Origin of the sequence: Plectonema radiosum NIES-515 (assembly GCF_025753815.1) — a bacterium.
Classification (GTDB): domain Bacteria; phylum Cyanobacteriota; class Cyanobacteriia; order Cyanobacteriales; family Nostocaceae; genus Hassallia; species Hassallia radiosum_A.
Window position 1 is genome coordinate 50,035 of the sequence record NZ_JAOWRF010000316.1, and the last position, 21,088, is coordinate 71,122.

Below are 21,088 nucleotides of genomic sequence, written 5' to 3' on the forward strand. Positions count from 1 at the left end.
CAACACTATTTGCTAAAATTAATATTATTTGTCTAAAGTTGAGACGAAAAGGGAGTGTTTAAAAGATGATGAAAGCTGAACCGACTCCCATTGTTTGCATTTGCCAATTTCCCCGCCAGAAATTAATGTATGATTGGGGAATTTAATCTAGTTTGAAAGTAGCAACACTAGCTTGCAATTTCTGAGAAATATCTACTGTTGTTTGCAGAGAAAGGGAAATTTCCTGAGATGAATTGCTCGTCATTTCCGATACTTTGACCATTTCTTTCATGAGATTAGTAACTTCTGTAGACGTTTGCACTTGAGATATTGTTGCAGCAGAAATCGACTCCACCAAGTCATCAATTTGGTGACATACATTAAGAATTTGACTCAAACAAAGTTTGGTATGTCCAACAAGATGCGTACCTTGAATCACTTCTGCGGTTCCTAATTCCATAGCCTTGATTACTTCGATGGTTTCAAATTGAATATTGGCGACAACTCCTTCAATTTCAGTCGTTGCTGTGGTACACTGACCTGCTAGGGTGGCGATTTCTTCGGCAATTACACTAAAAGCTTGACCTGCTTCACCAGCACGTGCAGCTTCAATGCCAGTGTTAATCGCTAATAAGTTGGTTTGCTGGGCAATTTGACTAATCAATGACACCACACGATAAATTTGCTGCGAAGATTCTCCAAGACGTTTGACTTTTTTAGAAGTTTCCCCTAATGTTTGTCGCAGACTAAAGATACTTTCTACAGTGAGATCCATTGTCGTGCTGCCAGTTTTAGCTGTGTGAGAGGCATTACGGGCAACTTCTGCGGTAATATTTGCACTTTTTGCCACCTCTTGAATCGAAAGCCTCATTTGCTCAACGGAATCTAAAGTGTGGCTGATTTCTTCTGATTGTTTGAGTGCTTCAGTTGCAAGTTGATCAATTGCTCCAGAATTTCCTGCGATCGCTTCGTTGACCTGAGTAGCGGTAAATTTTACTTGGGTGACAATCTCTTGCAAACTTTCCACAATAGAATTGAAAAAGTCAGCGACAGTGCCTATTTCCCCTGAAGTTACTTCCGCACGCACTGTCAAGTCTCCTCTGGATGCTCCTTCAATCTGAAGCAGCAGTTCTTGTAGTTGCAGTTGGAGTTTTTCTTTTTGTTGACGTTCCTGTTGGGAAAATCTTTCTGCTAGATCGCGTCCTTTTTCTGTTTGCTCTAAAAAATTGGCTCGCTCTAAACTTAGACCAACAATTCTCGCAAATTGCTCAAATAAATCAATTTCTGACTGTTGCCACACACGTGGTTGAGAACACTGATGAGCAATTAATAATCCTAGCACTTTATCACCCATAATAATTGGTGCTACCAAATTAGCTTTAATTGCGAATGCTTGAAGTTGTTGAATGTAACATTGAGTTAGATTAGCTTGGTAAATATTGTTCGTTGCCACAACATGACCTTGCCGATATTTTTCAATATAGTTCGGAAAACAAGGGTCATGAATTTCTGCTCCCAGAGCTTTAGGAAAACCAGCAACTACTGATTCCGCAATTATTTTTCCGTGCAAATTATCATCAAATTTATAAATAACTGTTCGGTCTGCTTTGAAAGCTTGTCGGATATCTTGAACTGCTAAATTATAAATATCTAGCATGTTGATACTTTCACACAAATGGATGGCAAGGTCTTTTTGTGCCCTTGTTGCCTCTAATAAACTCACACGTTCTAAAGTAAGTCCGACTTGAGTTGCTAATTGGGTTAAGAAATTAATTTCATAGGTTTGCCAAACTTGAGGTTCTTGACAGTGATGGGCAATTAAAAATCCAAATAATTGATTATTCTTGAGAATTGGGGTGATCAAATTTGCCTTGATTTGCAAGCGTTCCATTAACGCTAAATGTGCAGGAGCAAGGTTGGCTTCCAAGACATTATTAACAGCCAAAACTCGACCATTTCTGTAAGCTTCTATTAGTTCCGGACTAATACAAGCATCTGCACTTGTCTCTCCTAAAGCTTCAGGTAAATTAGGAGCAACGGATTCGGCTATGACTTGTCCACTTTCTTTGTCGCTAAAGTGATATATAACTACTCGATCCGCTTTTAATGCTTGTCGGGCTTGTGTTACTGTGATGTTAAATAAGTCTTCGGAATAAAGAGACTGGCGAATTGAGATTAAAGTATTGGTAAACAACTTTAATTGTTCAGCCTCTGCTGTTTGTTTGTTTAGCAAGTCTTGCAATTGCTGTGCCATCTGGTTAATGTTATAACCCAAGGTAGCAAGTTCGTCTTTGCCTTCAATGGGGATACGGGTATCAAGATCCCCCTCACCCAATTTTATCACCGCTGTAGCAGCAATCCGAATTGGCAATATTAGATAGTGAGCAATAATTGCAGCGATCGCACCTGCTAGTAATGTGATGGCGACTGTCCCAATCCCCAATATCTGGAATAATATTCTTGATGGGTGTAAAGCGATCGCTGTATCGGTACTCAGAGCTAAGTTCCATTTCAAAGCAGGCAAACCCTCCACTGTTTGCCAAGGGACATAGGTGACTAATTCCTCAATCTTCTCATTTTTGTTAAACAATATGCGAGCATTTGCTTTATTTTTTGCTTGCATTTGTTTCCACTCAGGAATCACTTCTTTAACATTTTTACCCACATCTAAATTGGCTTTACACAGGAAAATTTTTCCCGACGCATCTATTAGGTCATAATCATCCTGATTACTTAAGCCTATATTTAATAGCTTCTGTAAAGACTTCACAGGTATCACTGTACGGATGATATAGATAGTTTGACTTGTCTCGCTATCTTTAACAGGAGCAGCCATGTAAATTTGCGGCTTATCTTCCCCTTTTGCGATTAAGGGTTGGCTAATATAAGATATGTTGGTTTTGAGTACTGTTTGAAAATACTCCTCGTTTTTTTGGTTAGGAATTAATTGTCCTTTTGATTCAGCAATTACATTACCATTCAGATCCAACACAGCAATGCTTTCATAACTATTTTCAATACTTAAATAGTTATTTAGCCGTGCTTGCATCTGTTGGTGAGTTATAGTTTCTCTTAATTTGCGATTTTGTAAAAATGTCAGATTGGAAAGTATCTGAATATCTCCATACCGTCTTTGCATAAAACCGTTGATATTATCTATCAAAAGATTGGCTTTTTCTTGTTTAGCATCGATAATTTGCTTTGTTTGTGATTGGTTGGCTACGTAATAGGCAAATGTTCCTATTCCTAATACTGGTAGCGTACTAAGAGCGACGGTAAAAATAATCGCTTTGCCATGTAAACTTATTCGCTTTACACCTGAAATTACAGCATTAATGGGAGAAATATCATAACCTCTTTTGGGTTGATACAAAGTTTCTTTTGCAGAGTAGACTAACAAACTAGATTCTGTAAAATTATGATTTTTTACTACACTACTTTGGGCTTGGTTATTTTTGTTATTCATTGTTAAAATCGAGTAATTGTGTCAGTAAATTAGCTTTTAGTAGATACTAGTTCCTATGAATAATTAAAGACTACACAATAGTCTGTATATTCAGCCCACTAACGATTTCAAGACATGCAGCAGATGTTAGAGAGATAAGGTAGGACTTACGCAACTGGCACATATCTTCGTGTCAAGAGTCAAGAGTCAAGAGTCACGCATTCAAGGTTTTTGGAATGCGTGAATGCGTGACTTCTTTCAACCTCGATGAAAAAAATATGACACGCAGCTTTAGTCCTATCAGGTTTACTTGTATAAACATCAGCACCTTGCTTTACAAAGAAGGAAGAAGTTAGAACCGAAGAAATAAAAACTTACTTTGTGAGTTGAGAGCTTCAGTCAAAATAAATACCCCCTTCCCGGTTTAAGATTACCTATCCTCTTTTTTCTTCCTTTGTGTCCTTGGCGCCAAGGTGGTTCGTTAAATTAGGTATTCTTTGAGTGGGAAGGCAGTAATTATATCGAGACGGCTTGCCGCAAGGTATAAAATGTCCTGGTTTCAATCCCACTATGAGTAAGGGTGGGTACAACTTCGGTCTTCTTTCTTCCCTAGAAGCGAGGGTGAATCCCCACACACGATTTGTGCTGAGATAAATCTTTTAATGCAAAGGCACGCAAAAGCTGACACATTGCAGAGAAGCGTGCTTTGAAACTTGAGTTTGCACCCTATGTAGTAGCTGAAAATTAATGGCGGTAGATTATGTTAATTTTTATGACAATAAAGATGGAATTGTATATGGTTGATAAATAAAGCATTCGAGTGTTTTGCTGAGTAATCGCCATTTTTAGCGAAAAAATAGGAGTTATTAAAAATCTTACTATAATTTTCCCAAAATATTCGCATAATCATAAATTATCAAGTATAAAAATAGTAAAGTTTTCATACCATAGTCTCGTTTAATAATTAATTAATATTTAGCTAAATTGGACTGAGAAAGCAAAAAGTCTCTAGGAAGAAGAGTCTAATAACCTGATATTAAATTCATTTAAAATTATCAACTCTCTAGGAAGAAGAGTCTAATAACCTGATATTAAATTCATTTAAAATTATCAACTCTCTAGAAATAGGAGTTTAATAGCCTGATATTAAATTCATTTAAAATTAAAGATAGATATTAGATTTGCTGACACAATAAATAATTTACTATTTTTGATATGGCGTATTGGCTGCTGAAAACCGAACCGGATAACTATTCCTACTTTGATTTAGAACGAGACAATAGTACAGTTTGGGATGGTGTGAACAATCCCCTTGCCCTTAAGCATCTGCGAACAATGGAGCTTGGGGACTTAGCGTTGATTTATCACACAGGCAAAGAACGGCAAATCGTCGGTGTAGCGGAAATAATCAGTAAACCTTATGCCGATCCAACATTAGATGATGTCAAACGGGTGGTTGTGGATGTGCAGGCAATCAGAAAAGTACCCCAAGCCGTAAAGCTAGCTAAAATCAAGCAGGATGCTAATTGGGAAAACTTTGACTTGCTACGTCTTCCTCGATTGTCTGTAGTTCCGGTTTCTGAGTCGCATTGGCAGCGTTTGTTGGAATTAGCAACGATTTACGAATTAATTTAAAGAAGCTGAGTGTAACGCATCTATAATTGTTCGTTTAAATAAAAGGGTAAAAATAAGAAAGAACGATTTTCACAGAACCAATGCAGTTTTTAAGTGCAATTAGCTTTCCTTTGCCTCTGCTGGCAAGCGCAACAAAAACAGCAGACAGTTCAATGGTACTAGCAGCCGTGCTGCTAAGTTTAGTAGTGATTTACCTCGCTAGCAAAGTTGGTGGGGAGTTATCCAACCGATTTGGTTTACCACCTGTGTTAGGTGAACTCGTCAGCGGTGTAGTGGTGGGTGTGTCTGTTCTACATCTGTTGGTGTTTTCTGAAGGTGGTGTAGACAGTTCTAATTTGATTATCACCTTTCTCCAAGGCACTGCCGGTTTAAGTCCTGACGCTGCTCCTGGGGTATTTGCAGCGCAGTCTGAGGTGGTTTCGGTTTTGGCAGAATTGGGTGTGATCATCCTGCTGTTTGAAATCGGCTTGGAGTCGAATTTAAAAGACTTGATGGCAGTAGGTATGCAAGCGAGTGTTGTGGCAGTAGTGGGGGTTATAGTACCCTTTACTGCTGGCACTGTGGGATTGATGACTTTGTTCGGTATCGATGCCTTACCAGCGATTTTTGCTGGGGCGGCTTTAACTGCAACGAGTATTGGCATTACTTCTAAGGTATTATCAGAATTGGGGCGGCTCAACTCTAGAGAAGGGCAGATTATTCTCGGTGCTGCGGTGATTGACGACGTACTGGGAATTATCGTTTTAGCGGTAGTTGCGAGCCTAGCCAAAGATGGTGCGGTGGATGTAAGCAAAGTTGTTTATTTGATTATCAGCGCTAGTGGTTTTCTGTTGGGTGCGATCGCTCTGGGTAATTTTTTCAATAAATCTTTTGTGGCGATCGCTGATAAACTTCAAACACGCGGCGAATTGGTAATACCTGCTTTTATCTTCGCCTTTCTCATGGCATATCTTGCCGCAGCTATTCAACTAGAAGCGATTTTGGGAGCTTTTGCTGCTGGTTTAGTCTTAGAAGAGACTGATAAGCGCAAAGAACTGCAAAAGCAAATCTGTCCGATTGCTGATATGCTAGTACCGATTTTCTTTGTGACTGTTGGTGCAAAAACCGATTTAGGAGTCTTAAACCCAGCAATCCCCAGCAACCGTGAAGGTTTAATTATTGCGACTTTCCTGATTTTAGTCGCCATTTTCGGTAAAGTAATCACAGGCTTTGTGGTGTTTGGTCAACCCGGAATTAACCGCTTGGCAATTGGTGTGGGAATGATCCCCAGAGGTGAAGTAGGCTTAGTGTTTCTTGGTATTGGCTCTTCTATCGGTATTCTCTCCAAACCACTGGAAGCAGCAATTATCATGATGGTTATTCTTACCACCTTTTTAGCCCCTCCTCTGTTAAGAGTTGTATTTCCCGATCCAGAAGGGGTGGGTGTTGCAAGGGAAACATTGATTTTAGAGACTAATGGTACACCATTGGCAATGGAATCACCAACTGCGATCAATTCAAAGTCAAATGACGCTACAAATCCGGAAGCAACCCCAGATGGGCATTAATCAAAGTCCTGATTAAAGACCGATTTTGAACAGAGTTATGAGTGAGTATAACCATGAAAAACTACTCATTCATAACTCAGTACTCTGTCAGAGCTCAAAGCGATCGCTACTGAAAACTTTTGATTTTTAACGTCCGTCGCCTCAGAATGTAAAATTTTAGCAGTTTTTTTCTAATTACTACTAACATAATGTTATTTGTTTGCAGTCTTCCCCGATTTCAAGCCTCCCAATAATCGATGCGATGTTTTACAAGCAATTAGGAAATTTCATACTTCATCCTTTAATTGGTGCTTATTTCTTTGTTAGTGCAATCGGATACTCTCTCGATGCAATGAGTGATGTGCTAACAACATGAAAAATTTAAAGGAATGTGCAAAAATTTAGCATCATTGTATTTTGATCCCAGGGCAAAATTTCAAAAAAGCACGCTTCGCAGACAATTTTGGGACTTGGGTTGTGAAGATTTGCCAATATTTTGACAGATTGACAGATGAACGCAAATGCGAATCAGGAGAAAGAACTGTGAGACTACACTGGCTACTACCTGGCACTTTTGGAACTATCTTTATGCTATCGTCACCGACTTTAGCTGCAAGATTGGAATCATGGCGTTTTGATGTTAATCAAAATCGGTTAGAAATTAATACTACCGGAGATGTTCAACCCCAAGCGCAATTACTCTTTAACCCGACGCGTTTGGTAATTGACTTACCAGAAACAACATTTGAGCGATCGCCAAAAGAACAGCAATTAAGCTTAGGATTTCGCTCTATCAGTGTTCAGCAGTTCAACGAAAAATCATCTCGCATAATCCTTGAACTTAGCCCTGGTTATACCCTAGACCCCAAGCAGGTGAAATTTGTTGGCATAACTGCCAGTCGCTGGACAGTACAATTACCAAAACCAGCTCCACGGCAAGTATCTGACTCCCCCAGAAATCTTGACAATGTGGTGATCGGAACTACCAAACCAGATGCCAAAATTGCCAATACCACAAATGCGGGGACGCAAATCGAGAATTTACTTGTTACCGGAGATGGCTTTTTTATCCGCACGAATGGCATCCGTCCTCAAGTTGAGGTAAATCGCAGCGACGACAGAAAGTCAATTAATATCGATATTGCTGGGGCATCTTTATCGCCTAATTTACAACGTGAACGCGTGATTAATCGCTATGGTGTCAACCGCATTAAATTTACCCAGCGCGAAACCAAATCACCTGTTGTCCGTATAACTATGCAGGTAGATAAAAATAGTTCAGATTGGCGGGTAAATCTTAACAGTCCCCGTGGTTTGATACTTCTGCCCAGTAATGTTGTCAGATTGACGAATAGTAGTAATCTGGATAATACAAGTAGCACTAGCCGCTTACCTCTTTCACCGCCAAATACTTCCACAGATAATAAACTCTCTACAATTAAGTCTGTGGAACTTGCTGATGGTGGTACGCGATTACTCCTCAAAGGCGATACTGTTACAGAGTCACTCCGTGAACGCACTTTATCTGCTAGTGGTGGCTGGGATAGAGCTTCTGGTTTATTCCGTATCACCATCAATAATGCTAGATTAGCACCTTCAGTCAACGGTCCTGTTTTGAATAGCAATAGCCCCATCGCTAGAGTCCGTCTGCAATCGTCAGGCTCAAATACTGTGCTTGTTTTTGTCCAACCAAATCCGGGAGTACAAATTGGGGAACTAAACCAAATCAATAACCAGACTATAGCTTTACAATTAAAACGTTCTGGGCGAATCATACCCCCGATTAGTGGTTTACCTCCCTTACCATTACCAAATCAAGTGCCATTCCCAGATCCAAACGCTCGATATCCCGCACCATCGCCAACTCCCCGCATTCGGTCGGGGCGAGTGGTAGTTATGATTGATCCTGGACACGGTGGTAAAGACTCTGGTGCACTTGGTATTGGGGGACTACAAGAGAAAAATATCATCTTGCCGATTAGTCAAAAGTTGGCGCGGATTTTGCAGCAAAATGGGGTGCAGGTGATACTGACAAGAGATTCTGATTATTTCGTCAGTCTTCAGGGAAGAGTAGATTTAGCATCGCGAGCTAATGCTGATGTATTTGTCAGTATTCACGCTAATTCTGCCGGTTCAGAACGTCCGGATGTCAGCGGATTGGAAACGTATTACTACGACAGTGGTTTAGGTTTGGCTCGTATCGTTCATAACAGCATTCTCCGAAGTGTGAATGTTAGAGATCGAGGAGTGCGACGAGCGCGATTTTACGTTTTGAGAAAAAGTTCTATGCCTTCTATTCTCGTAGAAGCTGGTTACATGACTGGTCGGGAGGATATCGCTAAACTAAGAAATCCCCAATATCAAAATCAAATGGCAGAGGCGATCGCTCGCGGTGTCCTCCAGTATCTAAAACAAAGATAACTCATTTGACCAAATCTCAGTAAATACACAATCATGATTTTTCGATTGATTTTCTCGACTTAGCAATCTGATCTCTAACACACACAGAGCGATCGCCTTTACCCTCACAACACTCATGATAAAAATAGATTTTCCTTAACCCAAGCGCCCAAGCGCCTTCCTAATCCAGAGGTGATTAATTTTCGGCTATAACACCCCACATATATTTTTCTCAATATTAAAGAGTAGCACCTCACCAGCTTTGCCTCATCAATTGACAGCAGTTGAAATTTTTTATTCTTTGTGCATCGAACACCAAAAATCCATTCATACATCAATTCTTGGCTGATTCAAGTGTAATTAACCTCTTATATCGCTAAGTAGAAGTTATTCTGCTCGTCTCTTTTTTGGTGTAATCTGATGCTTTAAAGACAGAACTTCTATGCTTTAACATCATGGCAAATTGACTATTACGTGCTAAAATCTTACGCCATTAGCTGTGTCTTTAATACAAACGCACGCGCCATGAGCGCAGCATCAAAACTAAAGATTGGGCAGTGACGGTGTGAGGATTTATTAATATTTTGACGGATTGACGGCTCCCATGAATGTGAATCAGGAGAAAGGACTGTGAAATTACACTGGTTACTACCCGGTACTTTTGGAAGTATTTTGATGCTATCGTCGCCAACTTTGGCGGCAAAATTGGACTCTTGGCGTTTTGATGCCAACCAAAACCAACTAGAAATTAATACTACAGGCGCTGTTCAACCCCAGGCGCAATTAATCTTTAACCCCACTCGTTTAGTCATTGACTTGCCAGGAACAACCTTTGGGCGTCCGCAGCTAAGGCAGCAGGTAGGTGGTGCAATTACCTCAATTCGTGTCGGGCAGTTTGATGAACAAACAACTCGCATCGTCGTCGAATTGACTCCTGGTTATACCCTAGACCCCAACCAGGTCAAATTTGTCGGCACAACTGCCAGCCGCTGGACTGTACAAATACCAACGCCAGTAGCAGAGGGAGTAGCAACTCAGCCCACAGACATTGCCGTGAGGCAATCAACAGCTACCAGGGACTTACCGCCCAGAAATATTTACAATGTGGTGAGAACCCAACCGAGCAATGTAACTCCAGCGACTAAGGCATCGGTTATCGGCACCACACAAGGAACGACTCAAATTGAAAATTTGCGGATTACAGGAGATGGATTTTTTGTCCGCACTAGTGGCGGTAATCCTCAAATTCAAGTAAATCGCAGCGACGATAGAAGGGCAATTAACATTGACATCGCTGGGGCATCTTTGTCACCAAGTTTGTCGCAACGGGATGTGTCGGTTAATCGCTATGGTGTCAACCGTATCCAATTTTCGCAACTGCAAACCAGCCCACCTGTTGTTCGCATGACTATGCAGGTGGACACAAATGGTTCTGACTGGCGGGCAAGTACCAGTAGTATTGGTGGTTTTATAATTCTACCTAATACTGGTGTAGTCAGATTACCAGGAAGTAGTAATATTACAGTTCCCGGAAGCAGCAAAGAGCGTCCCGTCCCACCACCAGTTGTCGCTAACTTGCCAGCCACAATTGGGTCTGTGGAACTGGCAGCTACTGGCACGCAATTGATAGTTAGAGGCGATCGCAATTTATCTGCCAACGGCTCTTGGGATAGATCCACTGGATTTTACCGCATCACCATTCCCAATGCTCGCTTGGCTCCCTCTGTCAGAGGTCCGGTATTTGGTCCTAATAGCCCCATTCTGAAAGTACGCTTGCAACAGCAAGACTCAAATACTGTTGCCATTTTTGTTCAACCAACACCGGGAGCACAAATTGGCGAACTCAACCAAGTTGGGGATCAGTTTGTCGCTTTACAAATACAACCCTCTCGGCGGGGAATAACATCATCATCCAGCATTTCTGGACTTCCTTTACCTCCCTTACCACCACCAAACAGAGTCCCATTCCCAGATCCACTTACTAACGACCGACCGACATCGCCGCCACCCTCACGCCCCGTTCCTAGAGGACGAGCGCTGGTGGTTGTTGACCCAGGACATGGCGGTAAAGACTCCGGTGCCCCCGGTTTGGGAGGACTTTTAGAAAAAGATGTAGTCCTGTCTATTAGTAAAAGAGTTGCGGCTATTTTAGAGCAAAATGGCGTACAAGCAGTTCTAACCCGCGATTCTGACTTTTTTGTCGAACTTCAAGGACGGGTAGATATAGCCGACCGAGCTAATGCGACTTTGTTTGTCAGTATTCACGCTAACTCAGTTGATAACCGCCCAGATGTGAATGGGTTAGAACTTTATTATTACGACAGCGGTTATAACTTGGCAGAAGTAGTTCGCAGAACTATTCTCCAAAATATCAGCACTATCAAAGACCGGGGAACGCGCAAAGCTAGATTTTATGTTCTGAGGAAAAGTTCTATGCCCTCAATTCTTGTAGAAACAGGCTACATGACCGGTCGCGAGGATAATCCCAGGTTAGGAAACACAGAATACCAAAATCGCATGGCAGAAGCGATCGCTCGTGGTGTCCTCAGGTATCTACAACGTTAAAACTGGGGCATCGCGCATGGGGCATCGCGCATGGGGCATCGGGCATGGAAAGATTTAGAACCCGCATCACTTACAGCCGCTTCTTTAATTCCCATTGCCCATTAAACAATTGCCTATTGCCCACTATAATCCTGTATCTTAAATCCAAAACCTAACTAAAAATCTGGCTGTGCTTTTATCTTCGATTTTTGAAGGCAATCAAAATCATTTTTCCGATCTTGAACCCCAACGTGCCCCCATTGGCATCTTTGATAGTGGTGTAGGTGGTTTGACGGTACTGCGACAACTCTATCGGCAACTCCCCAATGAATCAATCATTTACTTTGGGGATACAGCTCGACTTCCTTACGGTATTCGTTCGCAAGCAGAAATTTTGCACTTTGTGCGCGACATTCTCACCTGGATGCAACAGCAACAAGTGAAAATGGTCATTATGGCATGTAACACCAGTTCTGCTTTAGCTTTGGAGACGGTGCGCGAAGAATTTAACTTGCCTATTCTCGGAGTCATTCTCCCAGGAGCCAAGGCAGCAGTGCAACAAGGAAAGCGGATTGGGGTAATTGCCACCCCAGCAACTGCCAAAAGTAATGCTTATCGGCAAGCTATTCTCGAAATTGATCCAGATGTTCAAGTTTGGCAAGTCGGCTGTCCGGAGTTTGTCCCCCTGATTGAACAAAACCGAATTCAAGACCCTTACACTACTGATGTTGCCCGGTCTTATCTGCAACCTTTAATACAGCAGCAAATTGATACTTTAGTTTACGGCTGTACCCATTATCCCCATCTTGAACCAGTACTGCGATCGCTTCTACCTTCTGAGGTCAAGTTAGTTGACCCAGCTGTTCATGTCGTTGCCGCTTGTACCCAAGAGTTAGACCTTCTGGGGTTAAAAAATACCCACCCACCACAGCCAACTCGCTTCGCTGTCAGTGGTTGTCCACAACAGTTTGCCCAGTCCTCCTTACCGTGGCTAGGCTGTACCCCAATGGTTGAAGTTGTGCGCTTCGACGATGCCGCAATTTCTCAAATTCAGAAATACTAGTTAAAAAGTTAGCAGTTAGGAATGATGAGTTATGAGTTTAGAATTCTAAACTCCCAACTCCCGTAGAGACGTTCCACTCAGAGGCGTCTCTACTACTCCTATTGACTATTAACTACTTTCGTCACATTTGGCGTTAGCGATATCTCCCGATTATGTTTCCCGCTAGAAGCTGAAGTGACACTTTTAGGTACAGGCTTTTGTCCTGTTCGCTTCGCCAGAGCTAATAATAAATACACGGTGAATAAATAACCCGCAGCTAAAATAAAAATCATCATAGGCATGTTTGTGTAAATCATTCTTCTACCTGCACCTTTGTTAAACGAATATAAAATTGCATAAAATTTAGTCGAACCTCAGCCAACAAAGTAAATCTTGGATGGCTGTATTTTGCTATAGTGAATCTTTCCATAGAGTTTTTATTCTCTATGGTTAACCAATTAATTATTAAATTAGTTTTTTCACAGACCATACCTACCACAACAGCTAAATTGCTAAATAGCAATTTAAACTGCGGCTTCAGCAGTCTACCCAGTCTGCGTTATTAAAAAGCGTACCTCATGGCAGGAGCAACACTTATGCTCAACGTATGCTGAAATCGTGTAAGAATTTCCCATAAGGGCAACCCTTAGCTCCCAACAGACAATCAGTTGCGGCGAAAGCTGCCCTCACCAAATGCCTTCCCGTGTAGGCTTGCACATCGCAGCAAAAATCAAAAGAATAATTTCTTTGATTCAACCTACGACAAGTTATTTAGACTCACCACACATTATGAGTAAAATCACCTATTGATGATTTATCTTTTTGGGGTGAATATCTGAAAAATTTTAAATCCCTTGATTTTAGCGTAACACAACAGTCCAGACTTTTAAGCCAACTTTAGTGCTAAATTTAAAAATTTTCAGGGCAGCCACACAAAAGGGTGAAAGAATTTAGTATTAAGTTGCAAATAAATAATGGATCTAGTAGAAGAGATAGTTTAAGGTGTTGTTGCGAACGTTACTTACAGATTATCTTCGCAAAACTAAATTTATAGGACTAGCCTTTTCAAGGTGTTGTCTGACGGGCTGATTTGTAGTTTGTTTAAGAGAGGCGCGTAGTTACATCTATCTTAGTACAGACTATTTTCAAGCTTAATAAAACTTTTTAATAAATTTACAAAGAACGGACGGGAGAATGATGCGCCCTGGAACAACAGGTACTACGTACCACCTTCTGTGCTTTAGAGGATGTTTGAAAAGTTAAGATGGGGCAAATTTTATGCCAATTGCCTCACTATAATCCGGATCGTGGCAAGGTAAATAAATTTCTCCGCAGTTTCCGAACTGTACTAGTAGTTTTTGTTCAAGCGCCTACTACACCAAACTAGCCAACCAAAAATTCGCTTTACCACCCAGCACTTGGGCAGCAAAACTAAAGAATTGCGCTATGCACGGTGGGATTACGACTTGCACAATCCAACAATAGAAGTGGCTGATTTGATTATACCATTTTTGACGGCTAATAAATTAGCCGCTTGCTTCCTGTTAAGAGGAAGCAGGAGAGTGAAGGTTTTTAGATGAAAACTTCGCGACGGCACAGGCTTATCTTAAAATGAGTATAGGATATGTAAACTTTCTTAACTTAAGCCAGAGTCCGCCCATCCATGACCCCAGCTACCTCCTTTTTTTCTCCTGTGGAAGCAGACCTGCGAATACTAGCAGACAACCTGAAACAGCTAGTTGGAAATCGCCACCCCATACTCTATGCAGCGGCAGAGCACTTATTTGGAGCTGGGGGCAAGCGCATAAGACCGGCAATTGTTCTATTAGTATCGCGCTCAACAATGCTAGAGCAAGAAATCACGCCGCGACACCGACGCCTAGCTGAAATTACAGAAATGATTCACACGGCAAGCTTAGTGCATGACGACGTGGTGGATGAATCTGATATGCGGCGTTCTGTTCCGACAGTTCATAGTTTGTTTGGCAACCGCATTGCTGTATTAGCGGGAGATTTTCTATTTGCCCAATCTTCCTGGTATTTAGCTAACCTAGACAACTTAGAGGTAGTGAAACTGCTGTCTGAGGTGATTATGGATTTGGCTTCGGGAGAGATCCAGCAGGGACTAAATCGCTTTGAGACTAACACCTCAATTGAAACTTACTTAAAAAAGAGCTATTACAAAACTGCATCGTTAATTGCCAACAGTTCTAAAGCAGCTGGGTTACTGAGCGACGTTTCCCAAGAAACCGCCGAACATTTGTATGGCTACGGTCGTAATCTTGGTTTGGCGTTTCAGATTGTGGATGATATTTTAGATTTCACAAGTTCGACGGATACCTTAGGTAAACCAGCCGGATCGGATCTGATCAGCGGGAATCTGACTGCACCAGTTTTATTCGCTTTGGAAGAAAAACCATACTTAGAAGTACTGATTTCACGAGAGTTTGCCCACGTTGGTGATTTAGAGCAAGCGCTGGCGCTGATTTTGGATAGTCAGGGGATAGTGCGATCGCGCGAGTTAGCAGCCGAACATGCCAAACTAGCCATTGAACATCTTGCGGTTCTCCCACCCTCAGAATGCCGGCAAGCCCTGACTAATATGACTGATTATGTACTGAGTCGGCTCTATTAAAAACTGGGGATTGGAGATTGTCTAAGAGGTGATTGGCAATACTTACTTCCCCAGTACAACCAGTCTCTAGTCCAAGTGCCCCTTTAAGCAATATCAGGTGGAATAAGAGTGCGAGAATGTTTTTGTTGAAGCAATTCTAGAATTAAGTGCTGTAACTCGGTTCGCTTAATTTCCACATTGGTACTCATGCCAGGAGTCTCAAAAAATACTATACTATCTACGGGTTCTAATGCCAGAAGTTGAAACAAAATGTCGGCAATCAAAATGGGTGCAGCTATTACTTGAGGGTCAAGCCCAGCATTGGAGCTGAGTGGAACATCCTGTAAGGTAGGGTAAGCGTAGATCACGCGCTTTTCCAACTCTGGATTTGCACGGTTGCTCAATGTGGTTAAAACCCAGTCTTTTTCCAAATTTTGGAGAATATAATACTGGGGGTGACGTAACGATGAAGCGATCGCGCTAATAACTGGGGCGATCGCTGTGACAAGTAGTGGTGTCATACCATCGTTGGGTGCATTGTCAATCAGCAATTGAATTTGTGCTTTTAAGTCCATAACGACCTGCAAATAACTTTTGGGTAATGGCTATAAGATATTTACGTGTGAATAATCTCACTATAAGTTGGGAATAATAGATGAGAAGCAAATCTTAAACACCGTATCTGCCTGCGTTTAGCTTATACGCAAAACCCAAAAAGCCAATACCTACGTTCATACAGGTTGTAACCAAGTATGTTAGGGTTTTTTTAAACTGAGACTATGAATTTAGCCGCAACCGCAACTATTCAGGGAGAAAATTCTATCGGAGTGGAGGGGATATTTCAACTCCTGCTGAAGGAGTTAAGCCAATTTACCAAAGCTTCGGAGCAGAATTGCCACAACGTGGCTACACGAATTACCGCCGAAGTTTACCGTATTTGCAATGAAAGTAAACGTATCCAAGCTTCCGGTGCAGTGGAAAGCTCGGCGATGACCTTAGCCAAACATAGGCTACAACAGTGTCTAAGATACTACCAGTTCGGTTCAAATCGGGGTAGGGTGGAATTACATAGCACTTTGAGTGCGATTATCTACCGTTACATTAATCCTCCTCAGAGGCAGTTGAGCTATCAAGGGCGGCTGACGATCATTGAAGATTTCTTACAAAGTTTTTATTTGGAGGCGTTAAACGCTTTCCGGCGCGAAAATCAACTTACCTCTAGCTATCGCCCCCAGAGTCTTCTGGAATTAGCAGAGTATATGGCATTTACCGAACGCTATGGCAAGCGCCGGATTCCCCTACCAGGACGACAGCAGCAGCTGATTATTTTGCGGGCGCAAACTTTTTCTCAACAACAGCCCCCCGAAAGCTCTGTAGACATCGAACAAGCCGCAGAAGGTAGCGCTAATGACGGCGATGGTTCTTGGGAAGATCCAGCCGTGCAGCAACTGCGAAGTGCGATGGCGATGCAACCCGAACCCGAACCCGAAGAAGACACGTTGCGTTCTGTTGTGGTTACGGAATTAATGAACTATCTCGAACAACGGCAACAAACCGACTGCGCTGATTACTTCGCCCTTCGCCTTCAAGATTTATCCGCGCAAGAAATTGAATCAATTTTGGGTTTAACTGCTCGCCAGCGCGATTACTTGCAGCAACGCTTTAAATATCATCTGATTCGTTTTGCCCTGCTGCATCGCTGGGAATTGGTTCACGAGTGGTTAGAAGCTTCTTTACCCACCAACTTGGGCTTGACTCCTCAACAATGGGAAACTTACACCGCACAACTCGACGATAAACAACGGTCTTTATTAGAGTTGAAGCAACAAGGACAACCTGACGAAAAAATCGCGAAAACTTTAGGTTTGTCAATGGCACAACTGCAAAAGCGGTGGTTTAAAATTCTGGAACAAGCTTGGGAAATTCGTAACTCGTTAGTGTCCGGATCAGGTGCATCTACTCATGAATAGTGACTCAGAATCCTTACAACACCAGTTACTCGCTCTTGCTTTGGCATCCGATGTCGAAGCAGGCTTGCATCCCTCGGCTGAATGTGAGGAAATTGACGGGGTAGAAAATCCGCTCTTTGAAACCACCACTTCCACAAGTGGTGATTTTGAGTCGGAAGGGATACCCCAAACCTTTCAACTGGGAGAAATTCCTACTGTGCAAGAACGTTTCCAAGCCCTCATTAAACGTCGGCTACAAGTCCAAATTCAAAACCACCCGCCTTTATTCCCTTGGGAAACCCAATTAAGAGATTACCCCGATTACGTAGACAGTCCTTCGGTTGCATTAGTTCCAGCATATGGGTGGATGGCACAGCAATCGAAACTGAATATACCAGTATCTTTACCTGACAAAGTTTTTCGGCAATTGCTAGAAAAATGTCAGGCGATGCTGTTATCTTCTCTGCCTTTGGGGGCAAAATTAGTTCAGGTAGTCGAGAGCTTGTTTCCTAACGATGCCCAAGCACTCAACGACTTAGCTGGAATGGTGCTCAGAAGTCCCTATCGCTCTGTGGACGCTCCAGAGAGAATGCCGATCCAAGAAAGCGATTACTCCGATTTAGGAGAACGCCAACAGATGGCTTTATCTTTGCTAGTAGCTAAACAATTACTGGAAAATCTGACTTTACCAATTTCAGATAGCAATCCAGTGGTCGAAAGACAATGGCTAACTAGCGCGGGCGCGATCAACCTCAAAGTAGAATATCAGTCTCAGGGTAGAGTGACAAAACTCTGCGTCATGGGGACTGTACCCACGGCGGGGATTTTGACACTCCAAGGAAATGGCACTCAAGCAAAGGCGATGTCTTCTAGCTCTGGTTGCGTGAGTGTTGAATTATACGGTCAGCCACTTAACCAGACTTATACTTTGGAGGTTGAGTTCCCTGAATTAGAGCAACAATCACTTTTGTTTGTCATTCCGCCGATGATGTAGCCCATATTACCACTGCTAGCACGCGAAGAGTTGATAAACGCCGATTGATAAGATAATTATCCTGGTTTTGAGGCTTATCCTTTTAAAAAAAAGCGGTCTTGAGGGCATCTACGGGAAGCAGCGATGAAGAAGACACGCTCCGAGGTAATATCAATTTTCTGTAAGGATGCGCGGAATATCGCCCTGAGGCTGAAAGCCTAGACGGCAGGTGCTCCGCGTTGCGCGGATAACCCGCGCAACGCACTGCCTCGGCGATACAAACCAAGCCGACCCAGGCTAGTTTGAGGTTCTTACGGACAAATGGTATAAGCTCCCCCTTTCTCGCAGTAGTGTTCGTTGCGTCTGCACGATCGCACCTGCTCATACACCCATTAGCTGCTTTGGGATCAAAATGTTTAATTTGTCCAGGATAAGTTGGCGTTTACCTGTTAATCGTTATTGGCGGCATTTGCACTATCAGCCTTTAATGGAAGTGGAAGATTCAATTACCTTACGGGTGCTAGTGCTAGCTTTGGTAATTGTGGGAATTTTGGCGACGGATATTGCGGCTCAAACGGAATTTAGTTTTTGGGCAATTCCTCTAAGCGTGGTGGGTGCGATTTGGAGTTATTACCGTCGTCGAGATGGTAATGTATCAGTTAAGTTTTGTATCGCCATTGGAATGTTATTCGCACTCGGTGCATTCTTAGGGCGATTGTTGGGCGAGTTGAATGATACACGGCTGGGTTTAGCTGAGTTACTAATTCAATTACAAGTCCTTCACAGTTTTGATATGCCTCGCCGCAAGGACTTGGGGTATTGTATTGTGATTGGGCTGATTTTGCTTGGTGTGGCAGCGACGCTAAGTCAAACTTTTGAGTTTGCGCCGATGTTAATGTTATTTTTAGCGATCGCTCTGCCAACTTTAGTTCTAGATTACCGTTCTCGCCTCGGCTTAGAAAACGAAAAAGGTAAAAGCATTCCTCAACAGAGCCAAGCAACGAGGGTAAAAGTCAGAAAATTATCTTCTTACTTTTTACTTTTTACTTTAATTGTCGGGCTAGGATTGATAATTTTTGCTGTGATGCCGCGTTTTCCTGGCTATCAACTGCGGACTTTCCCCGTAAGTTCCCCTATCGAAGTTAAAGGGGGTTTTACCGGACGCAGTATCATCAATCCCGGTTATGTGCGCTCCGGTAACGCCAATAATCAAGGTAATAATAGCAACGGCACGGCGGAAAATAAAAACGGCAAACCGGGCGGATTGGATAATACGTTTTATTACGGTTTTAATAGCCAGATTAACCAAAACCTGCGCTCTGAGATGAAACCCAAAGTGGTGATGCGGGTGCGATCACAAGCCGTTGGTTTTTGGCGAGTTTTGGCATTTGATCGCTACACGGGTAAAGGATGGGAGATTTCCCGCAATGAACAGGTGCTTACCGTTAAGCGATCGCCTTGGTCTTACCAAATTTATCTCAACCCCCCAGCCATAAATACGCCAACTAAAGAAATAGTCCAAACTTACACTCTGGTGTCGGATTTACCTAACTTGATTCCGGCAATGAGTTATGCGAAAGAAGTATACTTTCCGACAGCAGTGATAGCTGTTGATCAAGAAGGTTCTTTGCGATCGCCTGTGGGATTATCAGAAGACCTGACATATACGATAATTTCCGATGTCCCTTACCGCGATCGCACTTCTTTAGGAAACGCTTCAACTAACTATCCCCAAAATATTAAAAATTACTATCTGCAAATTCCCCCAGAAATTGCCGAAAAAGTCCGACAGCGCACCGAAGAAATTTTAACTAATTACAACCGCGAACGAGTCGGAAAGTCAGAAAAATATCTTGATTCAGCTTACGAAAAGGCACTTTATTTAGCTCAATATCTCAAGCAAAATTATTCTATTCCCGAAAATCCCTTAGGACTGCCTTATTTAGCTGATAAAGAAGACTTGGTAGAAACCTTTTTGTTTAAGCAAAAAGGAGGCTATCCAGACCACTTTTCGACAGTTTTGACGGTGATGCTGCGTTCTATTGGCATTCCAGCCCGGTTGGTGGCAGGATTTAGTTCCGGAGAGTTTAACCCATTTACGGGGATGTACGTTGTTCGCAACACCGATGCTTATGCAATGACAGAGGTGTATTTCCCCAAACATGGTTGGTTTACCTTCGATCCAATTCCCAATCATCCGCTGATTCCCCCTTCAATTGAAGAGACTCAGACTTTTAGTGTGTTGCTTTCATTTTGGAATTGGGTTGCGGGTTGGTTGCCCTCGCCGGTGACGGGTTTATTAAATAATGTATTTGGGGCTATATTTAGTTGGATTAGTAGAGCGTTAGCAAAGCTTACCGAAGGTATCGCTCTTGTTTTTGTTTTATTTTCTCAAGGTTGGCTAGGTGTATTGACAGGCTTAATTTTGGCAACTGCAACGGCTTTTTTGAGTTGGTTGGGTTGGGTACAGTGGCGAAAATGGTTGAAGCACCGTACTTTCAGAAAATTGCCACCAATGGAAAGCCTTTATCAACAAATGCTGCAAACTTTAGGCGAAAAAGGTTTTAGGAAGCATCCAGCACAAACACCCTTAGAATATGCTAGCGTCTCATACCAGCATCATTCACCAGCAACGGCTGAGGTTATAGATGAAATCTGCCAAGCATATAATAGCTGGCGTTATGGTGGTCATGCGCCTAATTTGAACCGACTGCGACAAAGATGGCAAGAAATGAAAAAGGCTGCTAAAAGTTGATTAGTTCGGAAGATTTATAACTTTTTAACAATAGCGGTTCTCGGTTGTGTCCAATAGACCAACGGACCTAACCCCCTTAGCCTTCTTCCTTTGAATAGGGAAGGGGGAAATTCCCCTTCTATACCTGTCCGAGCAGGAAAACGTGAAAAATTAGATTCCCGACTTCGCATTCATTTGTTGGGAATCTGAACACCGCGATTTTTCACAAATAATCTAGGATTGCTAT

General features: G+C 42.4%; 12 protein-coding genes. 9 read left to right on the top strand and 3 right to left on the bottom strand.

What is annotated here, in order from left to right:
- Window positions 1-142: 142 nt before the first annotated feature.
- Window positions 143-3,445 carry a GAF domain-containing protein gene (locus OGM63_RS22110; protein WP_263747811.1) on the bottom strand — a complete coding sequence of 1,101 codons (3,303 nt, stop codon included), beginning with the start codon at window positions 3,443-3,445 and terminating at the stop codon, window positions 143-145.
- 1,194 nt (window positions 3,446-4,639) lie between these two features.
- Between OGM63_RS22110 and OGM63_RS22115 the strand changes: the two genes are divergently transcribed.
- The 5 genes from OGM63_RS22115 (at window position 4,640) to murI (ending at window position 12,592) form a co-directional block, all read left to right on the top strand.
- The gene (locus OGM63_RS22115; protein ID WP_263747812.1) at window positions 4,640-5,059 is read left to right on the top strand and encodes an EVE domain-containing protein; all 420 of its coding nucleotides are present in this window, start codon (window positions 4,640-4,642) and stop codon (window positions 5,057-5,059) included.
- Window positions 5,060-5,139: 80 nt separating this feature from the next.
- Complete coding sequence (locus OGM63_RS22120; RefSeq protein WP_263747813.1) at window positions 5,140-6,606, top strand: cation:proton antiporter; 1,467 nt, start codon at window positions 5,140-5,142, stop codon at window positions 6,604-6,606.
- 456 nt (window positions 6,607-7,062) lie between these two features.
- The gene (locus tag OGM63_RS22125) at window positions 7,063-9,006 is read left to right on the top strand and encodes an N-acetylmuramoyl-L-alanine amidase (protein ID WP_263747814.1); all 1,944 of its coding nucleotides are present in this window, start codon (window positions 7,063-7,065) and stop codon (window positions 9,004-9,006) included.
- A 609-nt stretch (window positions 9,007-9,615) separates the two neighbouring features.
- Window positions 9,616-11,550 (top strand): N-acetylmuramoyl-L-alanine amidase, encoded by a 1,935-nt coding sequence (locus OGM63_RS22130; RefSeq protein ID WP_263747815.1) that lies wholly within the window; start codon window positions 9,616-9,618, stop codon window positions 11,548-11,550.
- A gap of 184 nt (window positions 11,551-11,734) precedes the next feature.
- Entirely contained in the window at window positions 11,735-12,592 is an 858-nt protein-coding gene (gene murI / locus OGM63_RS22135; protein WP_263747833.1) for a glutamate racemase, read from the top strand.
- Window positions 12,593-12,690: 98 nt separating this feature from the next.
- On the opposite strand, the gene OGM63_RS22140 is transcribed toward murI, so the two are convergent.
- Window positions 12,691-12,888, bottom strand: coding sequence for a hypothetical protein (locus tag OGM63_RS22140; RefSeq protein WP_263747816.1), 198 nt, complete (start codon window positions 12,886-12,888; stop codon window positions 12,691-12,693).
- A 1,346-nt stretch (window positions 12,889-14,234) separates the two neighbouring features.
- Between OGM63_RS22140 and sds the strand changes: the two genes are divergently transcribed.
- Window positions 14,235-15,206 carry a solanesyl diphosphate synthase gene (gene sds / locus OGM63_RS22145; protein WP_263747818.1) on the top strand — a complete coding sequence of 324 codons (972 nt, stop codon included), beginning with the start codon at window positions 14,235-14,237 and terminating at the stop codon, window positions 15,204-15,206.
- 83 nt (window positions 15,207-15,289) lie between these two features.
- On the opposite strand, the gene OGM63_RS22150 is transcribed toward sds, so the two are convergent.
- The gene (locus OGM63_RS22150) at window positions 15,290-15,760 is read right to left on the bottom strand and encodes a hypothetical protein (protein WP_263747819.1); all 471 of its coding nucleotides are present in this window, start codon (window positions 15,758-15,760) and stop codon (window positions 15,290-15,292) included.
- A gap of 204 nt (window positions 15,761-15,964) precedes the next feature.
- Here OGM63_RS22150 and hetZ point away from each other — a divergent pair, with 204 nt between their 5' ends.
- The 3 genes from hetZ (at window position 15,965) to OGM63_RS22165 (ending at window position 20,862) form a co-directional block, all read left to right on the top strand.
- Entirely contained in the window at window positions 15,965-17,155 is a 1,191-nt protein-coding gene (gene hetZ, locus OGM63_RS22155) for a heterocyst differentiation protein HetZ (RefSeq protein ID WP_263747820.1), read from the top strand.
- On the top strand, window positions 17,148-18,128 hold the full coding sequence (locus tag OGM63_RS22160; protein ID WP_263747821.1) for a hypothetical protein: 981 nt from the start codon (window positions 17,148-17,150) through the stop codon (window positions 18,126-18,128). The genes hetZ and OGM63_RS22160 overlap by 8 nt, the downstream gene beginning before the upstream one ends.
- Before the next feature lie 391 nt (window positions 18,129-18,519).
- Window positions 18,520-20,862 carry a transglutaminase TgpA family protein gene (locus OGM63_RS22165; protein ID WP_263747822.1) on the top strand — a complete coding sequence of 781 codons (2,343 nt, stop codon included), beginning with the start codon at window positions 18,520-18,522 and terminating at the stop codon, window positions 20,860-20,862.
- Window positions 20,863-21,088: the final 226 nt, after the last annotated feature.

What these genes read in the sequence shown, in the direction of transcription:
- hetZ (WP_263747820.1), top strand. Translation starts at nt 15,965, where the DNA reads ATGAATTTAGCCGCAACCGCAACTATTCAGGGAGAAAATTCTATCGGA.
- OGM63_RS22150 (WP_263747819.1), bottom strand. Translation starts at nt 15,760, where the DNA reads ATGGACTTAAAAGCACAAATTCAATTGCTGATTGACAATGCACCCAAC.
- OGM63_RS22115 (WP_263747812.1), top strand. Translation starts at nt 4,640, where the DNA reads ATGGCGTATTGGCTGCTGAAAACCGAACCGGATAACTATTCCTACTTT.
- sds (WP_263747818.1), top strand. Translation starts at nt 14,235, where the DNA reads ATGACCCCAGCTACCTCCTTTTTTTCTCCTGTGGAAGCAGACCTGCGA.
- OGM63_RS22160 (WP_263747821.1), top strand. Translation starts at nt 17,148, where the DNA reads ATGAATAGTGACTCAGAATCCTTACAACACCAGTTACTCGCTCTTGCT.
- OGM63_RS22140 (WP_263747816.1), bottom strand. Translation starts at nt 12,888, where the DNA reads ATGATTTACACAAACATGCCTATGATGATTTTTATTTTAGCTGCGGGT.
- OGM63_RS22120 (WP_263747813.1), top strand. Translation starts at nt 5,140, where the DNA reads ATGCAGTTTTTAAGTGCAATTAGCTTTCCTTTGCCTCTGCTGGCAAGC.
- OGM63_RS22110 (WP_263747811.1), bottom strand. Translation starts at nt 3,445, where the DNA reads ATGAATAACAAAAATAACCAAGCCCAAAGTAGTGTAGTAAAAAATCAT.
- OGM63_RS22165 (WP_263747822.1), top strand. Translation starts at nt 18,520, where the DNA reads ATGTTTAATTTGTCCAGGATAAGTTGGCGTTTACCTGTTAATCGTTAT.